This window comes from Desulfogranum japonicum DSM 18378, from assembly GCF_000429945.1.
In the GTDB taxonomy this organism is placed as follows: domain Bacteria; phylum Desulfobacterota; class Desulfobulbia; order Desulfobulbales; family Desulfobulbaceae; genus Desulfogranum; species Desulfogranum japonicum.
Genome location: NZ_KE386999.1, coordinates 23,234 through 41,430, shown reverse-complemented (window position 1 = coordinate 41,430; position 18,197 = coordinate 23,234). Strand labels below are relative to the sequence as shown.

Here is an 18,197-nt window from a genome sequence, read left to right as displayed (position 1 = left end):
GACTGCGCACTGATGGTGCCCTACCGGATTGATAGACTTTCATGGTTCGTTGTACCTGATTAACCTGGAACAGCTATCAGGTTTAATGGGCCTCTTCTGTGATATATATTTCAACACGCCTGTTTTTGGCCCGCCCCTCCGGATTATCGCTGCCATCAGGATGCGTATTAGACGCAACAGGCTCACTTTCTCCCTTGCCCTCTGCATGAAAACTCGCATGCCCAGACTCGACCGTTTGACTTAGCCAACTGCGTACAGCATCCGCCCGCAGCTGCGACAGGTTCTGGTTATAGGTGTCACTGCCCTTACTGTCTGTATGCCCGATAATACGAACCTGCGTTTTTCCAAGTTGTGCCAGGGCATCGGCCAGTTTCTGCAGTTGTTCTTCTGCTTCGGGTCTTATATTGGCCTTGTCAAATTCAAACAACACATCACCGGAAAGAGCGAGCTTATACCCAAGATCGCTTTCCTCTGCCCCAAGATCAACCAGAGTTTTGCGAGCTTCGAGAACTTCTGCATGCAAGGCAATTCCTGCACCGCCAATTCCATCGGACAGGCCAACCAGTTCTCTTACCTCCCAGGTGAGTGCAAGACCGCCCCGATCTTGTCCCAGCCTAGCCACCGCCTTCTCTGCAGCCTGTATCGCTTGGGGATCATCAGGACCTGTATATTGCTGCTTACGTGCTGCATGGGACTGGCTACAGAAAAGCAGCACCAGCAGACTGATCAAAAAAAACAGAGATCTGTAATTTTGCATGTGCGTATCCATTGCTATTGCACTGGAACACTTTCAAAGGGGGGAAACCCTGGAATGAAGCAGTCTATCTCTTTCACCTGATCTGAAGGGGCTGGAAATTTAATCCAAAAAATCACTTTTTTTCCAACATCAACGGATTGCTTAATGTAGCCTCCACTGGATTCACCAAACATCGGCCCTGCAATGGTTAGCCCCTTCTCATCCTTCAAAGGCATATATTTTTTGTTCGTACCTAGATCTATCAGATACGAATCTTGGAAATCAAACATCAGCATTTGAGTATCCCCTGCAATATTCTCCGCAATAGCCTGCACGGTTACCACGCCCTTTCGGAGACTCACCTGACGAAGAGTAAGCTCGAAACTGGCGTCTGACGAAAGCTGCGGCATCACATCAGCCAGGGTTGATTCTGCAGCCCGGACAATCCCACCACCTGAAAACCATTGTGCTGCAACGACAAAGAGAACAGCTATGATACCTATACACTTCTTATTCATCCCGGCTCCTTGATCAATTTTCCGAATTATCGTTGTGCGGCAACGATTTTCGAAGGATCTGCACATTTAAAAAAGTTACAATAAATCAAAACATTACCGCTTAATTTGTTTCACTTATTTACCTTTCAGCAAAATATTGTCAAGATATAAATGCATAGAAAATTATTAATTTTTTATTAATAAAAAAAAATAATTTAGCTTGTTGCTGTTGTTTGCTTTCGTTGTCACTTCAAAAAAAGCATTGTGCCCCAACGATTTTTTTACATTTGTTGCAGCAACAAAAGGGAGTATTCCATTGCTCAAATGCCTGTCAGCAAGACAACAGTTACAAAGATAAGGTTGCAATACATTTTTATTCAATGGTATAGAAAAAACCTTACGGTCCATGGGATGAAAATCCGCCAGGAAAGCGAAGGCAGAAGAAAAAAGCGACCTGTTGACAAGTTCTTCATTAATATCAAGCAATTAACGTACCAAACACGGGGCAATAGTAAATTCCAGCCCGAAAGAGACCGGAAAGCAGGGTCACATACCCTCGGAGCGCAACCTTAACAACATGGTTGCACCTTCTCACAGACAGAGCTGGAACCTGCCCTCAACAATCAGCCCAGATGTATCATGAGCAACTTTAAATACAGTTTAGAGATATGTTCCCCCACCAACCGTGGACAAACATACTCCCTGTCCCGTAGAGAAATAATCATTGGCAGGGGCGATGTTGACATCTCTATTAACGATGCGACCCTCAGCAACAGCCACTGTCTGATACGCAATTATGGAGACCACGTTACAGTGATGGATCTCCAATCCAGTAGCGGCACCCTGGTAAACAACAAAAAGATTCTCCACGAAACCAACCTTTCAAGCGGAGATATCCTGAGCCTTGGAGATATTCAATTCAGAGTAATTGCCACCAGTGAGCGGCAGAAGCTTTCGGCAGTGGCTGTATCAGCCAGTAATGGAGGTGGAAAGAAAGCACTTGTCGGCAAAATGACAGGCAAATTTCGCCTTGGTTCCCGAATCAAAGCTCCCTACGAAAAACTTACCAGTCGTTTTATGACCTTCCTGTTTGTCTTGAGTTGGCTCATCCTGCTCAGCCCAACTATCATTCTTACCAACAACCAGGTGAAAAAAAGCAGAATTCAGAGAGGGTGCTCACTGGTAAGGGCCCTGGCAGCCTCCAATATCGAAGCCATGAAACAGGAAAACCAACTCATGGTTGACACCAGCATTGTGAATAAGGAACCTGGGGTAACCATGGCCCTGATTCTCACCAACCAAGGCAAAGTGTGGGCACCGGAGGCGCTGCTGAATAAAACCGCTTCGGACGAATATGGTAAAAAAGCCGTACAGGCTGAACAGCTCATCATCCAGAAAAGGGAAGATGGGGCATTGGACATCTCCATGCCCATAAAAAGCTATGATTACAAAACAGGGCAGTCTATCAAACTTGGAGTAGCCCGCATTTACTACGATCTCGACCAATTGGCAACCGGCCCCAATCTGTTCATGGTGCTCGGGTTCTGCTCCCTTGTCTTTTTTATTCTTACCAGATACGCAGCCTACAGGATTCATTCCACGGTTAAAGACGACCTCTTTACTTTTCAGGAAGACTGTGAAGATGTGATAAAGGGCAACACCCCATTTCTTGACGAAAAATACTCACCTGAATTTAACGAACTGACCGTCACCTTCAACCGAATGCTCCGCAAATTAAGCCAGCCTGCAGGCAATGACAGTTACGAGACTGAACACAAGCTCAAGGAACTGACCGGCACATTATTACACAACCTGAACCAGCCAGCCCTTTGTATTAATCAGGCAAATATGATTGTTGCCGGCAATGACATGGCCAACCAGTTGCTCGATGCATCGGGCCAACCAATTATCAACAGAAGCATCCTTGAACTGCAATGCCAGCTGGCTTTTTTTCAAGAGTTTCTGGAGTTCAGCTGCGAGGCCTCCCAGATTGAACATCGAAGGGACATCAGTTTTGCCCAGGCTGATGGCGGCATCTCCCGGGGGGTAAGCATTCCGATTGAAAAAGGCTTGACCGCTATTTTACTCAGTTAGTACCTGGCCATAAATGCAGGTTTTTATTCGAGAGCAGGCAAGTGCAGACTCCAAGTCTTGGACATTTTATCCTCGGCATATGTTTCATATACCGAGGATAAGGGTCACGGAAAAAATACATTATCCAATCTTGCTTGTCACTCAACTCGGTAACGTCGTCGCGTCAATGGATCAATACGGCCAGCATGGAACCATTGACGCGACAACGTTACCAAACCGATATCCTACGCATTTCTTGGATAGTTATTGTTTTCTGCGACCCTAAAATTTTGCAGATAACACAGCTATCGGACAAATCGACCATTGATGGATAGACACAAAGTAGCAGGCATCAGCCCGAACGTCTCATAACAAAAAACGTATTCAAAAATACCACATGACTGTTCAATACCATGGCACATGAACTCACGCTCTATTCAGAAACTATGCAACCTGTGGGTACCACATCGGCAAGCCATTTTATTACCGTAGGTCGCTCCAAGGAAAATACCGTTCAGCTCCTTGATCCCAAGGTGAGCAGATTTCATTGCAGAATAGAAAAAACCGTTGATGGCATTATCTTTTACGATCTGAATTCAAAAAACGGCTCGTATATAAACGGCCAACTATGCCACCATGCCAAACTGCAAAACGGAGATCACCTGCAATTAGGGGACAGCATATTTCAACTCAGTCCTCCTGCTGGCATGCACACACAAAGACCCCTCGTGCACGCCCCAGGTCTGCAAAGTGGAAGGAAACCGCTTTTACCCAGCCAAGCACCAGAGCAATCATCAGTGCAGGTAAAGCAGCGAACATCTTTTTTTCAGAAAGCAGTTGCCACGATTCGCAGCAACGCAGTCTCTTTTACCAACAGATCACCCCGCATTCCCGGTCGCAACAAACCGATCTACCTTGCTTCTGGATGCCTGTTACTGACCACCGCTGCACTGATTATCTTTCAAATTGCCAAACCAGACAATCTGGTTGCCAGGAGCCAGCCCATGAATATGGGCGCTTCGCTGGAACAAACCACGGAGCTCCCGCCCCCGCCCGCAGTCAACACTGGAATAATCACGGAAAACGACAGGCAACAGTCACTGGCACTGGCAAGGGAAGCGAATATAATTTTATCTTCAGGTGAATTCTCCAAAGCCACAGATCTTTTCAAGCAGGCCCTCCAGGTTGACCCAAATAACATTCTAGCCAGGGACGGCCTGGAAGAAGCACAAGGCAAGGTCGACAACCTGGCAAGAGTATATTTTGAAAAAGGTGAAGCCGCGTTACGAACCCTCAACTACCGTGCTGCCATAAAAGAGTTTGAGTCCGTAACCCTGCTCCTGAAGGATCGCCGCGACCATGAGCTTCTGCTCAAAGCCAACAAAAAACTCAGGCACGCAAAACAAAAAATAGCCAATTGATGAATACGGAGTCAAGTTGTGCAGTTATCAATACACCTTAAAGGGCAACAGGTTCAATCTCTCCAGTTACGCCCTGGCACATATTCCCTGGGACGTTCTCCGGAAAACGACATTTGTCTGCCAGATCCAAGCATTTCACGCCTGCATGCTACCTTTGAGGTATCGGAAACAGGCACAATCACGCTTTTCGACCAGAACAGTACCAACGGCATCTGGGCAGGCAAGAAAAAAGTGGTAGAGTACACATGGGACGATGACAAAACGATCATCATCATAGGAAATTACCAGCTTAAACAACATCTGCCTGCCCCCAAGACACAGCAACCGGCAAAGACAGCACAAACACCGCCCCCTGCAGCACCGCCACGCACAACTGTACGGCAGCCTCCCACCCGGCGAATAGAACAGCCATACTCTGTAACACGGTCTTCAGCTTTTGAACCTGTCTCCACACAACCACATTACCAACCCTACCCGGATGAGCAGGAACAGGAAGAGACGACAAAGAAAAAGGAGGGCCGAAGTTTTTTAGAGCCACTGCTCACTGTTATGGTTGCTGTACTGGTAGTTCCGTTCATTGTTTTTGCAGCACAGAATCTGTTTCACAATGATCCGATCATCGCCGAAGTTGAACAGAGAGAACAACAAAAAAGCAAAGAACTCCAGGCCAACAAGGAACAGATCACCCTGAGCCTGGAATTAAACAAAGTTACCGATCTGATCAAACACAACAATTTCAACCCTGCCCTGGAACTTCTGCGGGAGATTCTTGATAAATACCCAGGTAACACCAAAGCGCTTGCCCTGCAAGAAAGCATTTACACAGCAGCGGCAGAGCAAAAGGCAGAAAAAGAAGAAAAAGAGAGAGAACGGCGACGTCTGCAAAAAGAGCAGGAGCTACAGCAGAAGAGACAGATAATCGCCCAACTTAAGACCCAGCTTGAAAAACAGATAGCAACCAGAGACTACGCCGCCTGCCTGGAGACGGCTAAAAGGCTCAACACGTTTGAACCTGCCAATACCATTGCGGTTCAGGGATTGTCCGTGTGCAGCGAAAGGCTCCTGGAGGCCAGGACAGCAGCCGCACAACAGCCAGCAGCTGAACAGGAAGAGGAGAAGCCCAAAGAGGTTATTGCACTGGAAAAAATTCTGGCACAGGGGAAAGAATTACTGCAACAACAGAAAACCACCAGCGCCCTGAAAACCTGGGCTAAGGCAAACAAGATTGACCCTGACGCTAAATTTACCATAACACGAACAATTAACGCAGAGCGAAAAGCACTGATCAACAAGATCAACAGAAACATCAGGGGGCAAATTGAGAAGGGACAGAATGCCCGGAAGGCGAATAAACCGCTGGAAGCACTCAAGTATTTTCGCACAGCCTACAAGCTCTCACCTTCCAACAAAAAAATCAAAGCGTTAATCATAGAACAGATACAGATGAATTCCCAAGAAGCCACAGCGCTCTACCAGGAAGCCATTGCATACGCCAGTCTAGGCAGCACTGCTGAGGCTGTAAATCTCCTGAACAAAGCAATCAGACTGTCCGATGGCAATAAAAAACTGCGCGAAAAATTCAACAAAAAACTGGCGGAGCTGCAGTGATGAAAATTTGTAGATATCTTTTCTCACCTGTCGCGCACCTGTTTTTTGGCCTCCTGCTGGCGGTATGCCTTACAGCCTGTGTCCCCCAGAATTCAGCCCAAAACAATTACATAGAAGCAGTACCGGATAAACAATTGCCGATAACGGTGGAGACTCCCTTAAACTGGCAAATTACTCCACAGAAAGAGGATAAAAGCACACTGACTCTATACCGAAAAAAGACCAGAGAAAAGGTTACAATTACGGTTAAAAAGATGGCAACGGACAAGGTCACGCCTGCCATTATGAAAATATTCTGCCGCCTGTACCTGAAAGACCAGGTGGAAAAAGAGTGGAAAAAGGTCTCCTTTTCCGACGACACCCTGCTCGACGGGTACCCGGTTTTGTTGTACCGCTTCAGTAATGGTCCCCTTGCCAGGTTGCTCTATTTTGTTGAAAAAGATGCCCATGTATATATTATCAATGGCTATTCTACAGCCCAGGGCATTGACCTTGTAGAAAAGTCAGTTATCCAGACTATCAGATTTTCCAGCGTAACGCCTCCCGGCGAAAACACTGCTGCTCCAGCCAAAGCCTCTTCAGCAAAACCTGAGAAAACAGAAAAATCAGAGAAAACAGCCTCGCCACCGGCTCAATACAGTGCACCAAAGGACATCTTTGAGATTGACCTGGGCAAACTCGGCAAAGCTGCGGAGAAACTGGCTGCCACCCATACCAGTGGGCAGGATACACCAGCCGAAGATCTTCTGGCCCTTATAGAGCAATACCTCTTTGCGGCTTCACTCTTTAAATCCGAAGCCTATATACACAGCCTGCCAGTAAATCTTGAAAAGGTGCAAGAAGATCTGGAACATATCTCGCACACCTCTTCCCTGGAACTCCCCATAGAGAGATGCAAAGCACTGGCCAGCTACTTGAAGAACGAGCCGAAAAAAGGCACAGTAATCCTGGAACGTGTGTTGAAAAACACTTCTTATGATCTATACAGCATAAGCTACATTATACTGATAAATCCGTATAATCAGCAGTATGTCAAATCCTATCTGAATACAACCTATGAAAAAGAACCTACGAACAATCTTCTCGGATTTCTTCAATACAAATCTTTTCTCAATCAAGCCAAAACAAGAGAAGGAAAAGATATTATCAGAGAGCTTGCAAAAAAGAATAAGAATAATACATGGATTCAATTTTACCTTGCTAAAATTGAAAATTCGGACCGAAACGATGGCAAAGCCAAAAAGCTATATGAACGTATTATTAAAAAATCACCCGCGTTTATGCCAGCAAGGTACAATTTAGTTCTGCTGTATTACAAAGAGAAAAAGTACGAAAAAGCTGAAAAACTGCTCAAAACGATTCTGGAAGTTCATCCAGATGACGAAGAATCTCTGCTGACACTTGCGGTTATCAAACAGCAAATGGAGAAATACACTGAGTCCAGAGCTATTCTTGACAAGATACTCACTATCAATCAGTACAATTTTCGAGCTCTCTATAACCTTGGAGCACTTTGTGCAAAAAAATTGAACGACACATACTGTGCCCGTGCTGCTTTTTCCGAATATCTCATTAAATCTCCACAGGAAAATCGCATAAAACCTATTAAAACATGGTTGAAAGACAATAAGTAATTACTGAGCCTCTGTTATGTCCAAACCAATATTTTCTGAAACAGTTTTACAGTTTATGGCCCCTATACGGGATTATCTTGAAGATGATGCGATCAGCGAGATAATGATTAACGGGCACGAAAACATCTATATTGAAAAAGGCGGCAAACTCCATAAAACAGATCGACGATTCCATAATGAAGCCGCCCTGATCGCCGCCATGCGGAATGTCGGGCAATTCACAGGCCGACAGATCACCCCGCTTACCCACCAGATAGATGCGCGTCTTCCTGACCAGTCCCGTGTGCAGATTTTATTTAAGCCCTGCGCCAACACCGGACCGTATATGGCCATCAGAAAGTTTCTCAATAAGCTGCTGTCACTGGAAGACCTGATTACTTACGGCAGCCTGAATCACGACATGTATAAACTGATTCGCAGTTGCGTTGGCGTGCATAAAAACATTGTTGTCTCAGGGGGAACAAGTAGCGGTAAAACAACTTTTCTTAACCTGATATCCGGTTTTATCGATGACCAGGAACGCATTATAACCATCGAAGATGTCTGCGAGTTGCAAATCGGCAAAGACCATGTGGTAACTATGGAAACCCGAAAGCCTGATCCCCACGGCAGGGGGGAAGTAACCATCAGGGATCTGTTGGTAATCAGCCTTCGTATGAGACCGGACCGGATAATAATCGGGGAGTGTCGCGCCGGTGAAACCCTGGACATGCTGCAGGCCATGAACACCGGCCACTCAGGCAGCATGACGACCCTGCATGCAAACAGCGCAAAGGATGCACTGAGCAGAATGGAAACCATGGCCTTGATGTCTGGTGTAGACATGCCCCTGGTAGCGGTGCGCAGCCAGGTGGCGAGTGCGATCTCCATGGTGATTCAGATTTCGCGCATGGGGGATGGTAGCCGCAAAGTAATTGATATCGCAGAAGTACTTGATCTGGATGCAGATGGGAATTACCAAACCCGGTCAATATATAACTATAAAGCCCACGGGAGAAACGAGGAGAGCGGAAAAATTGAAGGCGAGCATCTCTACACGGGTTATCAGCCGAGTTTTATGCACGACCTGGAACTGTCAGGATTTGAGCTGCCGGAAAAAATGGCCAGCTAAAGTGTAACACTTCGAGCACAGATATAGAACGTATGCGGAGTACCCTGATTAGGGCCACGGAAAAAATAAATTATCCAGTCTTACTTGTCTCTCAACTCGGTAACGTCGTCGCGTCAAGGGCTCAATACGGCCAGCATGGAACCATTGATACGACGACGTTACCAAACCGATATCCTCCACAATTTTTGGATATTTATTATTTTCCGCGTCCCTTACGTCTCCCTGTGAACTGTTACCGTTCACAGGTGAGTGAAACCAAGAAGGTGCAGCCCCTGCAAGGAGTTATTGTATCGCAACTACTCACAGGAGAGACGAATACGCTTGAAAGTCTCCAGTATTTGAACCAGTTGTCTTGTAACTGATCACAGACTCCATCTTTGCACGATCGTGGTTTCCCGCATAGATAGCCTACCGGAGTCTTCGCTTACCTGCGAAAAAACCGTGCTTGTCCAAATCTGAAGCACCTGTGACCAGTTACGACTCAGAACTAATTGAAATACCAGTGTTGTTACCCCCGTGTTCAGTTACAGATTCAGGGTACTGGCCCCCCAATCTCAGTGGCCATTCCCATGAATCCGGTAGCAAGATGCGGCAGGAAACCATGCATGGCAGCAGCAAGAAACAATACAATACCGGCAATTATAAGACAGACTTCTACAGCAGATTGACCATCTTCACACGAGAGATTTTTCAAAAATTGTTTTTTTATAACTTTCATCTTTTCCACTGAAGGTACAGGAAACACAGAGACAATGTCAAAACAACATACATTGCAGACACAGTATGGAAGCTACACGTTACTCAAAAAAATATACGCATCTTCCTCAATACAGATGTACCTATCTTTAAAAGAGCTGAAAAATAAATCAAGAAAATTTTTTATTTTAAAAACGCTTAACAAAGAAAAAGGTTGTCAACAGGAAAGTATCGACAGTTTTTACTCTGAAGGTGAAATCATCACTTCACTTTCCCACCATCATATTATCCGTGGATATGAATTTGGTACTGGAAGCATTGAAAACACTGATATTGAATATATTGCCATGGACTTTATTCCTGGAAAAAGTCTTGCCCAGGTTTTTCAACAGACCCCAAAAGTACCATTGCCTGTTGAAATTACCTGCCAGGTGATACAGGCTCTGTCCACGGCGTTGGCCTATGCGCATTCCTATCATGATCCTGTCACAGGTGTTCCACGTGCGATCATCCATAGAGACATCTCCCCAGATAACATTCTTTTGGGGTATAATGGTGATATTGTGCTTATAGATTTTGGTATCTCCATAAGCGAGGCCAATCCAATACAACCTGAGATAATTCGGGGGAAACCCGGCTATATGTCTCCGGAGCAGCGAAAAAGGGAAACACTCTCGCCTCTCAGTGATATCTACTCCCTGGGTGTGGTTTTCTGGGAATGCCTCACAGGGAAGCGGATGGTTCCTAAGGGTGACAAAGGTCAAACCAATAATGAGCGCATTGCCCATATTCCCTCTCCTGTCCACCCTTCAGAAGAAAATCTGTCTGCCCCTAGAATACTTGGGGATATCTGCATGAAGTGCCTGGAAATTACCCCAAGTGAACGCCTGCAATCTGCAGAAGATATCCTGCATATTCTCAATAATCAGAACCATTTCTCTGTACATGGCAGTCCTGTTATCCGGGACTACATGGGCAAAATATTTGCAGATGAAATACAGCAGGAACGCTCGACTCTGGTTACCTATCTGGAGCAGGATCACACCCTGCCTTCTCAACCAGTTTCTCCCGTCTCCAGCGATGCAACTGAGGAGGAAGAAACTACTTCACGTTGTACCCTTGCCGACACGGGTATCACTCTTGACGACATTGACAGTCATAATGATGATCAGCATGAACACACCCTGCAAGTTTCAGCACTGAACGAGTCTACAATGGACATTTACACTTCTCAAGCTCAAGAGGATGTCCAGGAAGCAGAGGAAACGACGCAACCTTGCGCAGAAGAAACAACTAACGGGGTGGAACAAACTCTGGAGCAAACAGAAGATGGGCAGCAAATTGTTCTGGACATTGACATAGAGGAACAGACCATGGCCCTTACCTCCTCCGCCCCGGTAGCCCCCCTGCAAGCAGATATCGATTTTGAGGAGGAATCCACCATTGCCTTGTCTCAGCAACAAGCTGGCGCTGATCGAACATTGGAAATGACCTCCCCTGTGATACGTCAGGCAGAAAAGCCCCTGGATATCCCGGTTGCTTCGGAAGATATTACCATGACTGCTTAACCGATGCCTGTAATCAGGAACAAACCAAAGGCATGTGAAATCAAAAAGATACTGTTTCCCGTGATTAGTTCAATACAGATACTCAGCTGATTTTCCACTGCAGCAAAAATATTTTGGTCAAGCCATCACGATGCATCATATGCAATTTCGCAGATTGGGATCTCCCACAGCTCTGCCTGGCATTGCTTTCGAAACTGTTCATCCACCACATCTGATGCCTGTCGTTGAGCCATGGCAAGAATATGAACTGACTGAATTGTACCATGCAGGGGGAGCCAGGTATCCCTGGCAGCCTTTGAGAGCCTACCAAGGAGAGTATGCTGCGAATCCATCAGGAAGAGATGGTTGCCGCGCCTGCTGAGTGCCAAGGCGTCGCCGCAGCGACATGCCCCCAGAGCAGTGTGTATCTCATGGTCGTCAGGAAACCTGCCTGCAAAGTCCAGGAACAGGTCCTCCATTCCCAGGATAGCATAACGCCTTGCCAGCTTTTGACGCCCTGCCATGACTTTCACTGCACGCCTGTACACATGCTCACCCGTAAAGACCTGCGTGTGCGGGTTTGCCTGATTCTGCAATTCCATAAGCTGCAGGGTTTGCCTAGCCCTGGTCATGGCAACATAATACAGCCTGCGCTCCTCTTCCAAGGCCTGCTTATCTCCTTGCGGCCAGCTTCCACCGAGCACAAAGACATGATCAAACTCAAGGCCTTTCACCGAATGTACAGTGGATAAAAAGATGCCATTACCCAACCCCCTGGCACGGTGCTGGTCTGCCAAACTTTCGTACAGATATTCCTCTATACTGCTAACCGGCTGACTGCGGTTTCCAGTATCGTCTTTCCAGTCATTGAGCAACTGACGCAGGTGATCCTGCCAGATATTGCCTTGAGCGTTCTTTTCCGGTAACAACGCAAGCAGATGAGCAGCGGAAAGATACTCACCTCTCTGCTGCTTCAGATAGTTTAAAAAAACACGATATTCCCTGATATGGGATAATCCGGGAAACGAGCTTCTGCTCCAATTCAGATTAACCGGTATATTCTCCCCCTCCAGACACCCTCGAATGGCATCAAGCTCCTGCCACTCCCGTGCAAGAATTGCTGTTTCTGAAAGGGAAAATCTATCACTGAGCCCCTGCAACCTTTGCAGTTCCCTCACAACAGCAACGGCCTGGTCATGTGCATCACTTACCTGAAGAATCTGCACCCTACCCCGGGACAGGGAATCGAGATGTTCCCAATTACCGCCTTTTGGCAGTATCTGCCGGGCCTGGTTAACCACAATATCATGCTCGGTTTTCATCCGGTCCCTGTTCAGGCCAATAAGCTGATTGGCTGCAGCCAGAATATTGGCGGATGAGCGGTAATTTTCCATCAAATAATGAATTACAGCAGGATAGTCCTGCTGAAAACGACGGATAAAGGTAAAATCAGCTCCACGAAAAGTGTAGATATTCTGGTCGTCGTCACCAACAGCCAGCAACGTCAGTTTCAAATCTTCTGGACAGGTTTCCTTGCCCGAGAGCAGAGAGATCAGCTCATACTGATCTTCATCAATATCCTGGTATTCATCTACAAGAATATGGCTGTACCTGCCAACCAGGATATCTCTGGCCGAATGTTCTTCAAACCCCAGGCTGTCTGCTTCACCTTTTAAAAGGGCATTCGCCTGCTTGATTAAAAGACGATAATCGATTTCTTTGCTGCGCTGCTCGCCCTCCCCAGGGACCAGCGAACGCCCGGTCAAACGCAGGGCCAGTCCGTGAAAGGTGTGAGCGGTGACACCTCGCATATCTTTCCCCACCAGTTCACGGATACGCTTCCTGAGACTCTGTACAGCCCCGCGGTTGAAACAGAGAACCAGGATGGACCGGGCAGGAACCCGTTCAACCCGCAGCAGGTACGCCACCCGATGGGCCACTACCCTGGTCTTACCAGAACCGGGGCCGGCCAGGACAAGCATATTGCTTCCAGCTTCTTCGGTAACAATTTTCTCCTGGGCCTGGTTGTGCAGGTCATGAACGATTTTCTGGTACGACTGTTCGGTGGTAGCCAGTTGAAGGCAATGCTCCCGTCCAGCAAAAAAGCGGCGTATGAAATCTGCCTTATCATCACGGAAATAGGAAGCTATCAGGTTCATGGCCTGGCCAATCTTATCCAACGCCCTTCGGGCATACTCGTTCATCACATGAATCTGAAAATTCTGCTCCTGGTAATGGGTAGCCAAAGGTTCGAAGTCGGTCTTGGTATATTGCCTCCTGCGGGCCTCTGCATTGAGCACCAGGGTCATGCTCTGACGAAAAACCGCCAGGCCGTGCTGCAAATCAATCACCGCCTGTTCATGCATAAAGGTCAGCGCCCTTTCCGCTGCAGCCAGGTGATCTTTCAAGGTACTGCGCAGGGTGAGATCCCTGTTCAGGCTATCGACCACATCTTCCAATGTAAAATCCACCAGCAGCTTACCGCCCGGTCTGGTATCCGGAGGAATGGTACGTACAATTGCCTCCAGAGCACTACGCGCAGCCTGCTGGCGGATGTTCACGGTTTTCACCATAACATCCCACTCCCTGTGCAGCCTGAGGGAGTAGGTGTTGTTTCCGGTTGCAGCGACGGATACACTCCCTTTTTTACCTGCAATCCCCCTGCCGTCGCGACTCAGGCCATAGAGGATCAGACGCAGACTCTGGGGCGTGCTTTCTGGATGGCCAGCATTGATCAACTGCTGGTTCACCTGGCGCAGGTCAATCACCAACGGGGTTTCCAGGTCAGCCTCCGGTGCTGCCTGGCGCAGGGTATTTAGCAAGGTGTGCTCCAGGGCGCAGACGCGCTGCAGCCTTTTTTCAGAACTGTCTTTCACTTTATAGCGGACAAAGGCAGACAAGGTTGTACTTTTGGCAACCAGTCCCTGTCTGGCCATGTCATCCAGTGTCCTGACCACGCGCTGGGCTTCGGTTTCTGTTTCCGGGTCATCTTTGTGTTGGCCAAACGCTGTTACAGAGGCAATTTCATCGGCACTAAAGCCGCCGCTACTCCTTTTTTCCATCATCATGGCCAGGATAGCCAGCCAACGCTCCTGCTGGCGGGAAGATAAATGCAGTCCCTGCAACCGCTGTCGCGCTTCTTCCAGGGAAGCAACAAGGGGATACCCCTGAAAGACTCTGGTGTTATTTTCTTTCCTTTCCAGGTGCCCTGCCCGCTCCAGCCAGGCAATGGCGGCCTTGATTTTGGTATCCGGATCACCAAACTGTTCGGGATCAATGTCCACGGATTCCAGCCTGAGAATCTCTCCTGGGGTCAACACAACCTTGTCCAGATCTTTAGCCCTGGCAGCAGATTTGATACCCTGGAGCAATTGTGCTATCTCCTTTTTACAGAGACGAGAGCCAGCGCTAAGGCTAAACTGCCCCTCGATATCCTGCTCAGCATACACCAGGATACATTCCGCCTGCTTGCGATCCCGCCCTGCACGCCCAGCCTCCTGGAGGTAATTCTCCAGGGATCCTGGTATATCTGCGTGGATAACCAGGCGCACGTCATCTTTGTCGATCCCCATGCCAAAGGCGTTGGTGGCACAAATAATGGGAACTTCCCCGGCAATGAAATCTTCCTGCAATCGCCGTTTAACCACAGGATCCATCCCGGCATGAAAAGCCTCTGCTTCATACCCATCCTGCATCAAGAACTCGGCCAGCTGTTCGGTCTTTTTCCGTGAAGCACAATAGATGACCACGCTACCACTCCGATAGCGCTCTTTTAACAACTCAACAATTGCCTGATTTTTTTCATGGGGAGTAACAAGGTGTACCTCATACTGCAGGTTACTACGTTCATGCCCACCCTCGAACGTAAGCACTTTCACCCCCAGTTCACTGCGCATCATGTCGATGATCTCCCTGCGCACATCATTTTTGGCAGTGGCTGTAAAACATTGCACAGGGGGAATCACTGTGTTTGTCTCTCTCGCAAACTCACGGATAAAACGCACAGCATACAAGTAATCAGGCCTGAAATCGTGCCCCCATTTGGACAAGCAATGGGCTTCGTCAAACACCCATGCCCCGATCTCACGCTGACTGATAATGCTAATCAGAGATTTGTTGCGCAGTTGCTCCGGTGAAATAAAGAGAATACCCACATCACCCAGGCGAACCCCTTCCTGCACAGCGCCCCTCTCCGGCATGGTCAGGGCACCGTAGATTGCAGCCGCCAACTGGGTTCCGGTAATCTGGCTGAAATTGTCAACCTGATCTTTCATCAGGGCCTGCAAGGGAGAAATGACAATGGTAAGAAGGTTACGCCGCTGATACCGCATGATGGCAGGCAACATATAGCAAAGTGATTTACCACCACCGGTTGGCAAGGTAGCAAACAGCGAGGCATTAGAGGCTGCGGCAGCAACTATTTCCCCCTGCAGACTTTTGCCATCTTCTGTTGTTGGTGTTTCCCTGAAACCGGGAAAGCCGAAATAACGCTTGAGAAAAGGAACAGCGTCGTGATGCTCCTGGCAGTACTGACATTCTGACTGCCTGCAAGGAATTTCACGCAGGCGATGCAGAAGGGAACCAATCTGCGGATATCGATACCGCACCCAGGGAGGCAGAACAGAATTTCCGCCGGCAACACCTAACCAGGCACAGACGTAGGCAAGCTGGGCAGGTTCAGCCATGCCCTGCTGTAGTTCCTCTATGACGGTTTGCGCTGCAGTGACGCAGCCATGACTGGCAGCATAGCTGTAAAAGGCTGTGTACAGTTCTTCTCCACAATACACTGGCAGCCCCATTTCGCCCAGAGCATCTGCGGTGCCTGCCAGGGCAGCATCCTGAACAAGAAAACTCCGGTATAACAAAGGCTGTTCCCTAATTTGCTGCCGGGCGGATAATTCCTCCCACTGTTCAGCAAACACCTTGCCTGCGAGCATGGCATCAGCAGCAGGATTGTTAATGGAATCCCGAACAAGCTGGTAATCCTTTACCAAACGGTGATAGGGATTTTCCGGAAAAGCAAGGGGAGAAAGATACAGGGTATCAACAACAGGCTTGGTTAACAAATTCAGGTGGGGATTAGCCTTGGCAATCTGCGGAATATCATGGGCTATAATATTATGCCCAAGCACATAGCCTGCCTGATCAGCCAGTGCATCAATTTCATGGAGTTGACGGGAGGAGATGATTTTACGAGAATCGTAGCAAAGCTGTTTCCCTTGAAACACCGCACCAATAGCATATATCTCTGCGTTTTCATTGATTTCAATGTCAAGCAAAAGGCATTGGTCAAGAAACAATCGGCTCGTTGTCATGGGCATAGCAGCAGCTTGTCCGGGAGGGGGTATTCTAGCTCGCGGGAAAATTCCTTCCTGCCAAGTCCCCCGCTCTGTTATGAATTTCTGAATCCGTGAACGTACACTTTACACCAGACTACTATCACGGATTCAGGAAAGAAATACCCCGTGACCAGATACGATCAGGCCTGTTTAATAAGCTTGTCTTTGTCCCGATCAAAGAAAGGATTTTTTCCGCTCACACTTAAAGGAATGCTGTAAATAATCTTTACCTCTACAGGTAAAACACCCATTTCCAAAATGGCCTGCCCCGCTGTGTACATAACCCTGTTATCCACCCTGTTATCCATGGCAACGCTCACAGCTGATCCCACTGCGATTCCCAGGTCACCGGTGTTGAATACACAGGGATGCCCGGGATGCTTGTTTTTTTCTTCGCAACCCGAGAAACCGCACATTCCGCAAGGATTCAAGCCCATGGATTGAATTTTGGTTCCCAGAACAACCATGGCATCGGCAGAAAGCAGATTAACCGCATCCCGAAGAAAGAAATCAGGAAGCTTATCGCGCTTAACCATCTCTTTCAGCTTTTCAGATACCTCACCGATGGCATCTTTTTTCAACAGACAGCCCACAAGCAGATCCGTGCCCTTGGCTTTTGGCGCAGTTCTGGCAGCAGCCAGCATCTTCCTGGCCACTTCGCACACTGTTTCCTGCCGCACATCCTCTTCATATGTAATATCCATTACAGACTCCTTGTATCAACAAATACTTATGCCATTTACATCCATGGATAATACCATGTAATGCCTCTTCCGTCCAAACCCAGGGTTCGAGAACAAAAATTTTTTATCGTTGCAGCACAAGGGGAATTCAGCACCCCCTGTTTTTCTCATTGCATAACACTCATAACTTTTTGATAATGCTTTTATTTTTACAAAAACAAAAAAAGTAACTGGAACAAATGGCACCATACACATTTTCTCTATAAATGCTCATCTCTTGGTGCACTGTTAGCTTTCCCGCTTTCGCAGAACAGAATTTAAGCAATCTATTCAGGTTACCCCCACCTGATTCATATAATATCAACATGTTACAAGTCAATGACATTCAGTTAAAACAACAAACTACAAAATCGAGTAAGAAGTTATGAAAACACAGTGCAGAATTCTCTTGCTACCACTTTTTTTGGCGGTGGTGACCGTGACCTTGCCGGCTCAAAGCGCCTTTGCTTTGGGTGGGACTCAGGTCACCGGCAAAAACGTACAGGGAAGCTCGCAAACTCATGGCAGCATGGTGAACGGTGCCACGGTAAACGGAACAGCTGTAGTCGGCGAAAATGTCGGCGGAGAGGCTGTTGATGGGTTCAGAGTTTCTGGAGATGATCTTAGCGGTATCGCGGTTGACGGCGTTGAAACCTCAGGTGAGCAGGTCAACGGTGTGGATGTTGACGGTGTGGATGTCTCGGGCGAACAGATCAGCGGCATCGAGCTAGATGGCATTGAAGTCTCAGGTGAGCAAACCAACGGTGTCGCTATTGATGGTGTGGATGTCTCGGGCGAACAGATCAGCGGTAT

The 18,197-nt window shown here is 47.7% G+C and carries 13 protein-coding genes; 7 read left to right on the top strand and 6 right to left on the bottom strand.

Annotated elements, in window-relative coordinates; genetic code table 11:
- Positions 1-82: 82 nt before the first annotated feature.
- The 3 genes from G493_RS32860 to G493_RS0126775 all read right to left on the bottom strand — a co-directional run bounded on the left by G493_RS32860 (position 83) and on the right by G493_RS0126775 (position 1,719).
- On the bottom strand, positions 83-757 hold the full coding sequence (locus G493_RS32860; RefSeq protein WP_153306689.1) for an OmpA family protein: 675 nt from the start codon (positions 755-757) through the stop codon (positions 83-85).
- Between the two features lie 14 nt (positions 758-771).
- On the bottom strand, positions 772-1,254 hold the full coding sequence (locus tag G493_RS0126780) for a hypothetical protein (protein ID WP_028582813.1): 483 nt from the start codon (positions 1,252-1,254) through the stop codon (positions 772-774).
- Positions 1,255-1,419: 165 nt separating this feature from the next.
- Entirely contained in the window at positions 1,420-1,719 is a 300-nt protein-coding gene (locus tag G493_RS0126775; protein ID WP_028582812.1) for a hypothetical protein, read from the bottom strand.
- A 153-nt stretch (positions 1,720-1,872) separates the two neighbouring features.
- Here G493_RS0126775 and G493_RS0126770 point away from each other — a divergent pair, with 153 nt between their 5' ends.
- From G493_RS0126770 to G493_RS31540, 5 genes are all read left to right on the top strand, one after another.
- The gene (locus G493_RS0126770; RefSeq protein WP_084813794.1) at positions 1,873-3,327 is read left to right on the top strand and encodes an FHA domain-containing protein; all 1,455 of its coding nucleotides are present in this window, start codon (positions 1,873-1,875) and stop codon (positions 3,325-3,327) included.
- A gap of 392 nt (positions 3,328-3,719) precedes the next feature.
- Positions 3,720-4,727 (top strand): FHA domain-containing protein, encoded by a 1,008-nt coding sequence (locus G493_RS32855; protein ID WP_084813793.1) that lies wholly within the window; start codon positions 3,720-3,722, stop codon positions 4,725-4,727.
- Positions 4,728-4,745: 18 nt separating this feature from the next.
- Positions 4,746-6,335: an FHA domain-containing protein gene (locus G493_RS0126760; RefSeq protein WP_028582810.1), complete on the top strand. Its 1,590-nt coding sequence runs from the start codon at positions 4,746-4,748 to the stop codon at positions 6,333-6,335.
- The gene (locus G493_RS0126755) at positions 6,335-7,969 is read left to right on the top strand and encodes a tetratricopeptide repeat protein (protein WP_028582809.1); all 1,635 of its coding nucleotides are present in this window, start codon (positions 6,335-6,337) and stop codon (positions 7,967-7,969) included. Before G493_RS0126760 ends, G493_RS0126755 begins: the two co-directional genes overlap by 1 nt.
- Positions 7,970-7,985: 16 nt before the next feature.
- Positions 7,986-9,080 carry a CpaF family protein gene (locus G493_RS31540; protein ID WP_035276093.1) on the top strand — a complete coding sequence of 365 codons (1,095 nt, stop codon included), beginning with the start codon at positions 7,986-7,988 and terminating at the stop codon, positions 9,078-9,080.
- Positions 9,081-9,612: 532 nt separating this feature from the next.
- Here G493_RS31540 and G493_RS0126745 read toward each other — a convergent pair.
- Positions 9,613-9,798 (bottom strand): Flp family type IVb pilin, encoded by a 186-nt coding sequence (locus G493_RS0126745; protein WP_028582808.1) that lies wholly within the window; start codon positions 9,796-9,798, stop codon positions 9,613-9,615.
- A gap of 34 nt (positions 9,799-9,832) precedes the next feature.
- Here G493_RS0126745 and G493_RS0126740 point away from each other — a divergent pair, with 34 nt between their 5' ends.
- Positions 9,833-11,344 (top strand): serine/threonine protein kinase, encoded by a 1,512-nt coding sequence (locus G493_RS0126740; protein ID WP_028582807.1) that lies wholly within the window; start codon positions 9,833-9,835, stop codon positions 11,342-11,344.
- A gap of 125 nt (positions 11,345-11,469) precedes the next feature.
- Here G493_RS0126740 and G493_RS0126735 read toward each other — a convergent pair whose 3' ends face one another.
- Together G493_RS0126735 and G493_RS0126730 are read right to left on the bottom strand one after the other, a co-directional pair.
- Positions 11,470-16,644, bottom strand: coding sequence for a RecQ family ATP-dependent DNA helicase (locus tag G493_RS0126735; protein WP_051310034.1), 5,175 nt, complete (start codon positions 16,642-16,644; stop codon positions 11,470-11,472).
- Between the two features lie 158 nt (positions 16,645-16,802).
- Positions 16,803-17,366, bottom strand: coding sequence for a ferredoxin domain-containing protein (locus G493_RS0126730; RefSeq protein ID WP_035276092.1), 564 nt, complete (start codon positions 17,364-17,366; stop codon positions 16,803-16,805).
- Between the two features lie 403 nt (positions 17,367-17,769).
- On the opposite strand from G493_RS0126730, the gene G493_RS33790 reads away from it, so the two are divergent.
- Positions 17,770-18,197: hypothetical protein (locus G493_RS33790; protein ID WP_035276090.1), on the top strand; the 428-nt coding region annotated here is incomplete at its 3' end.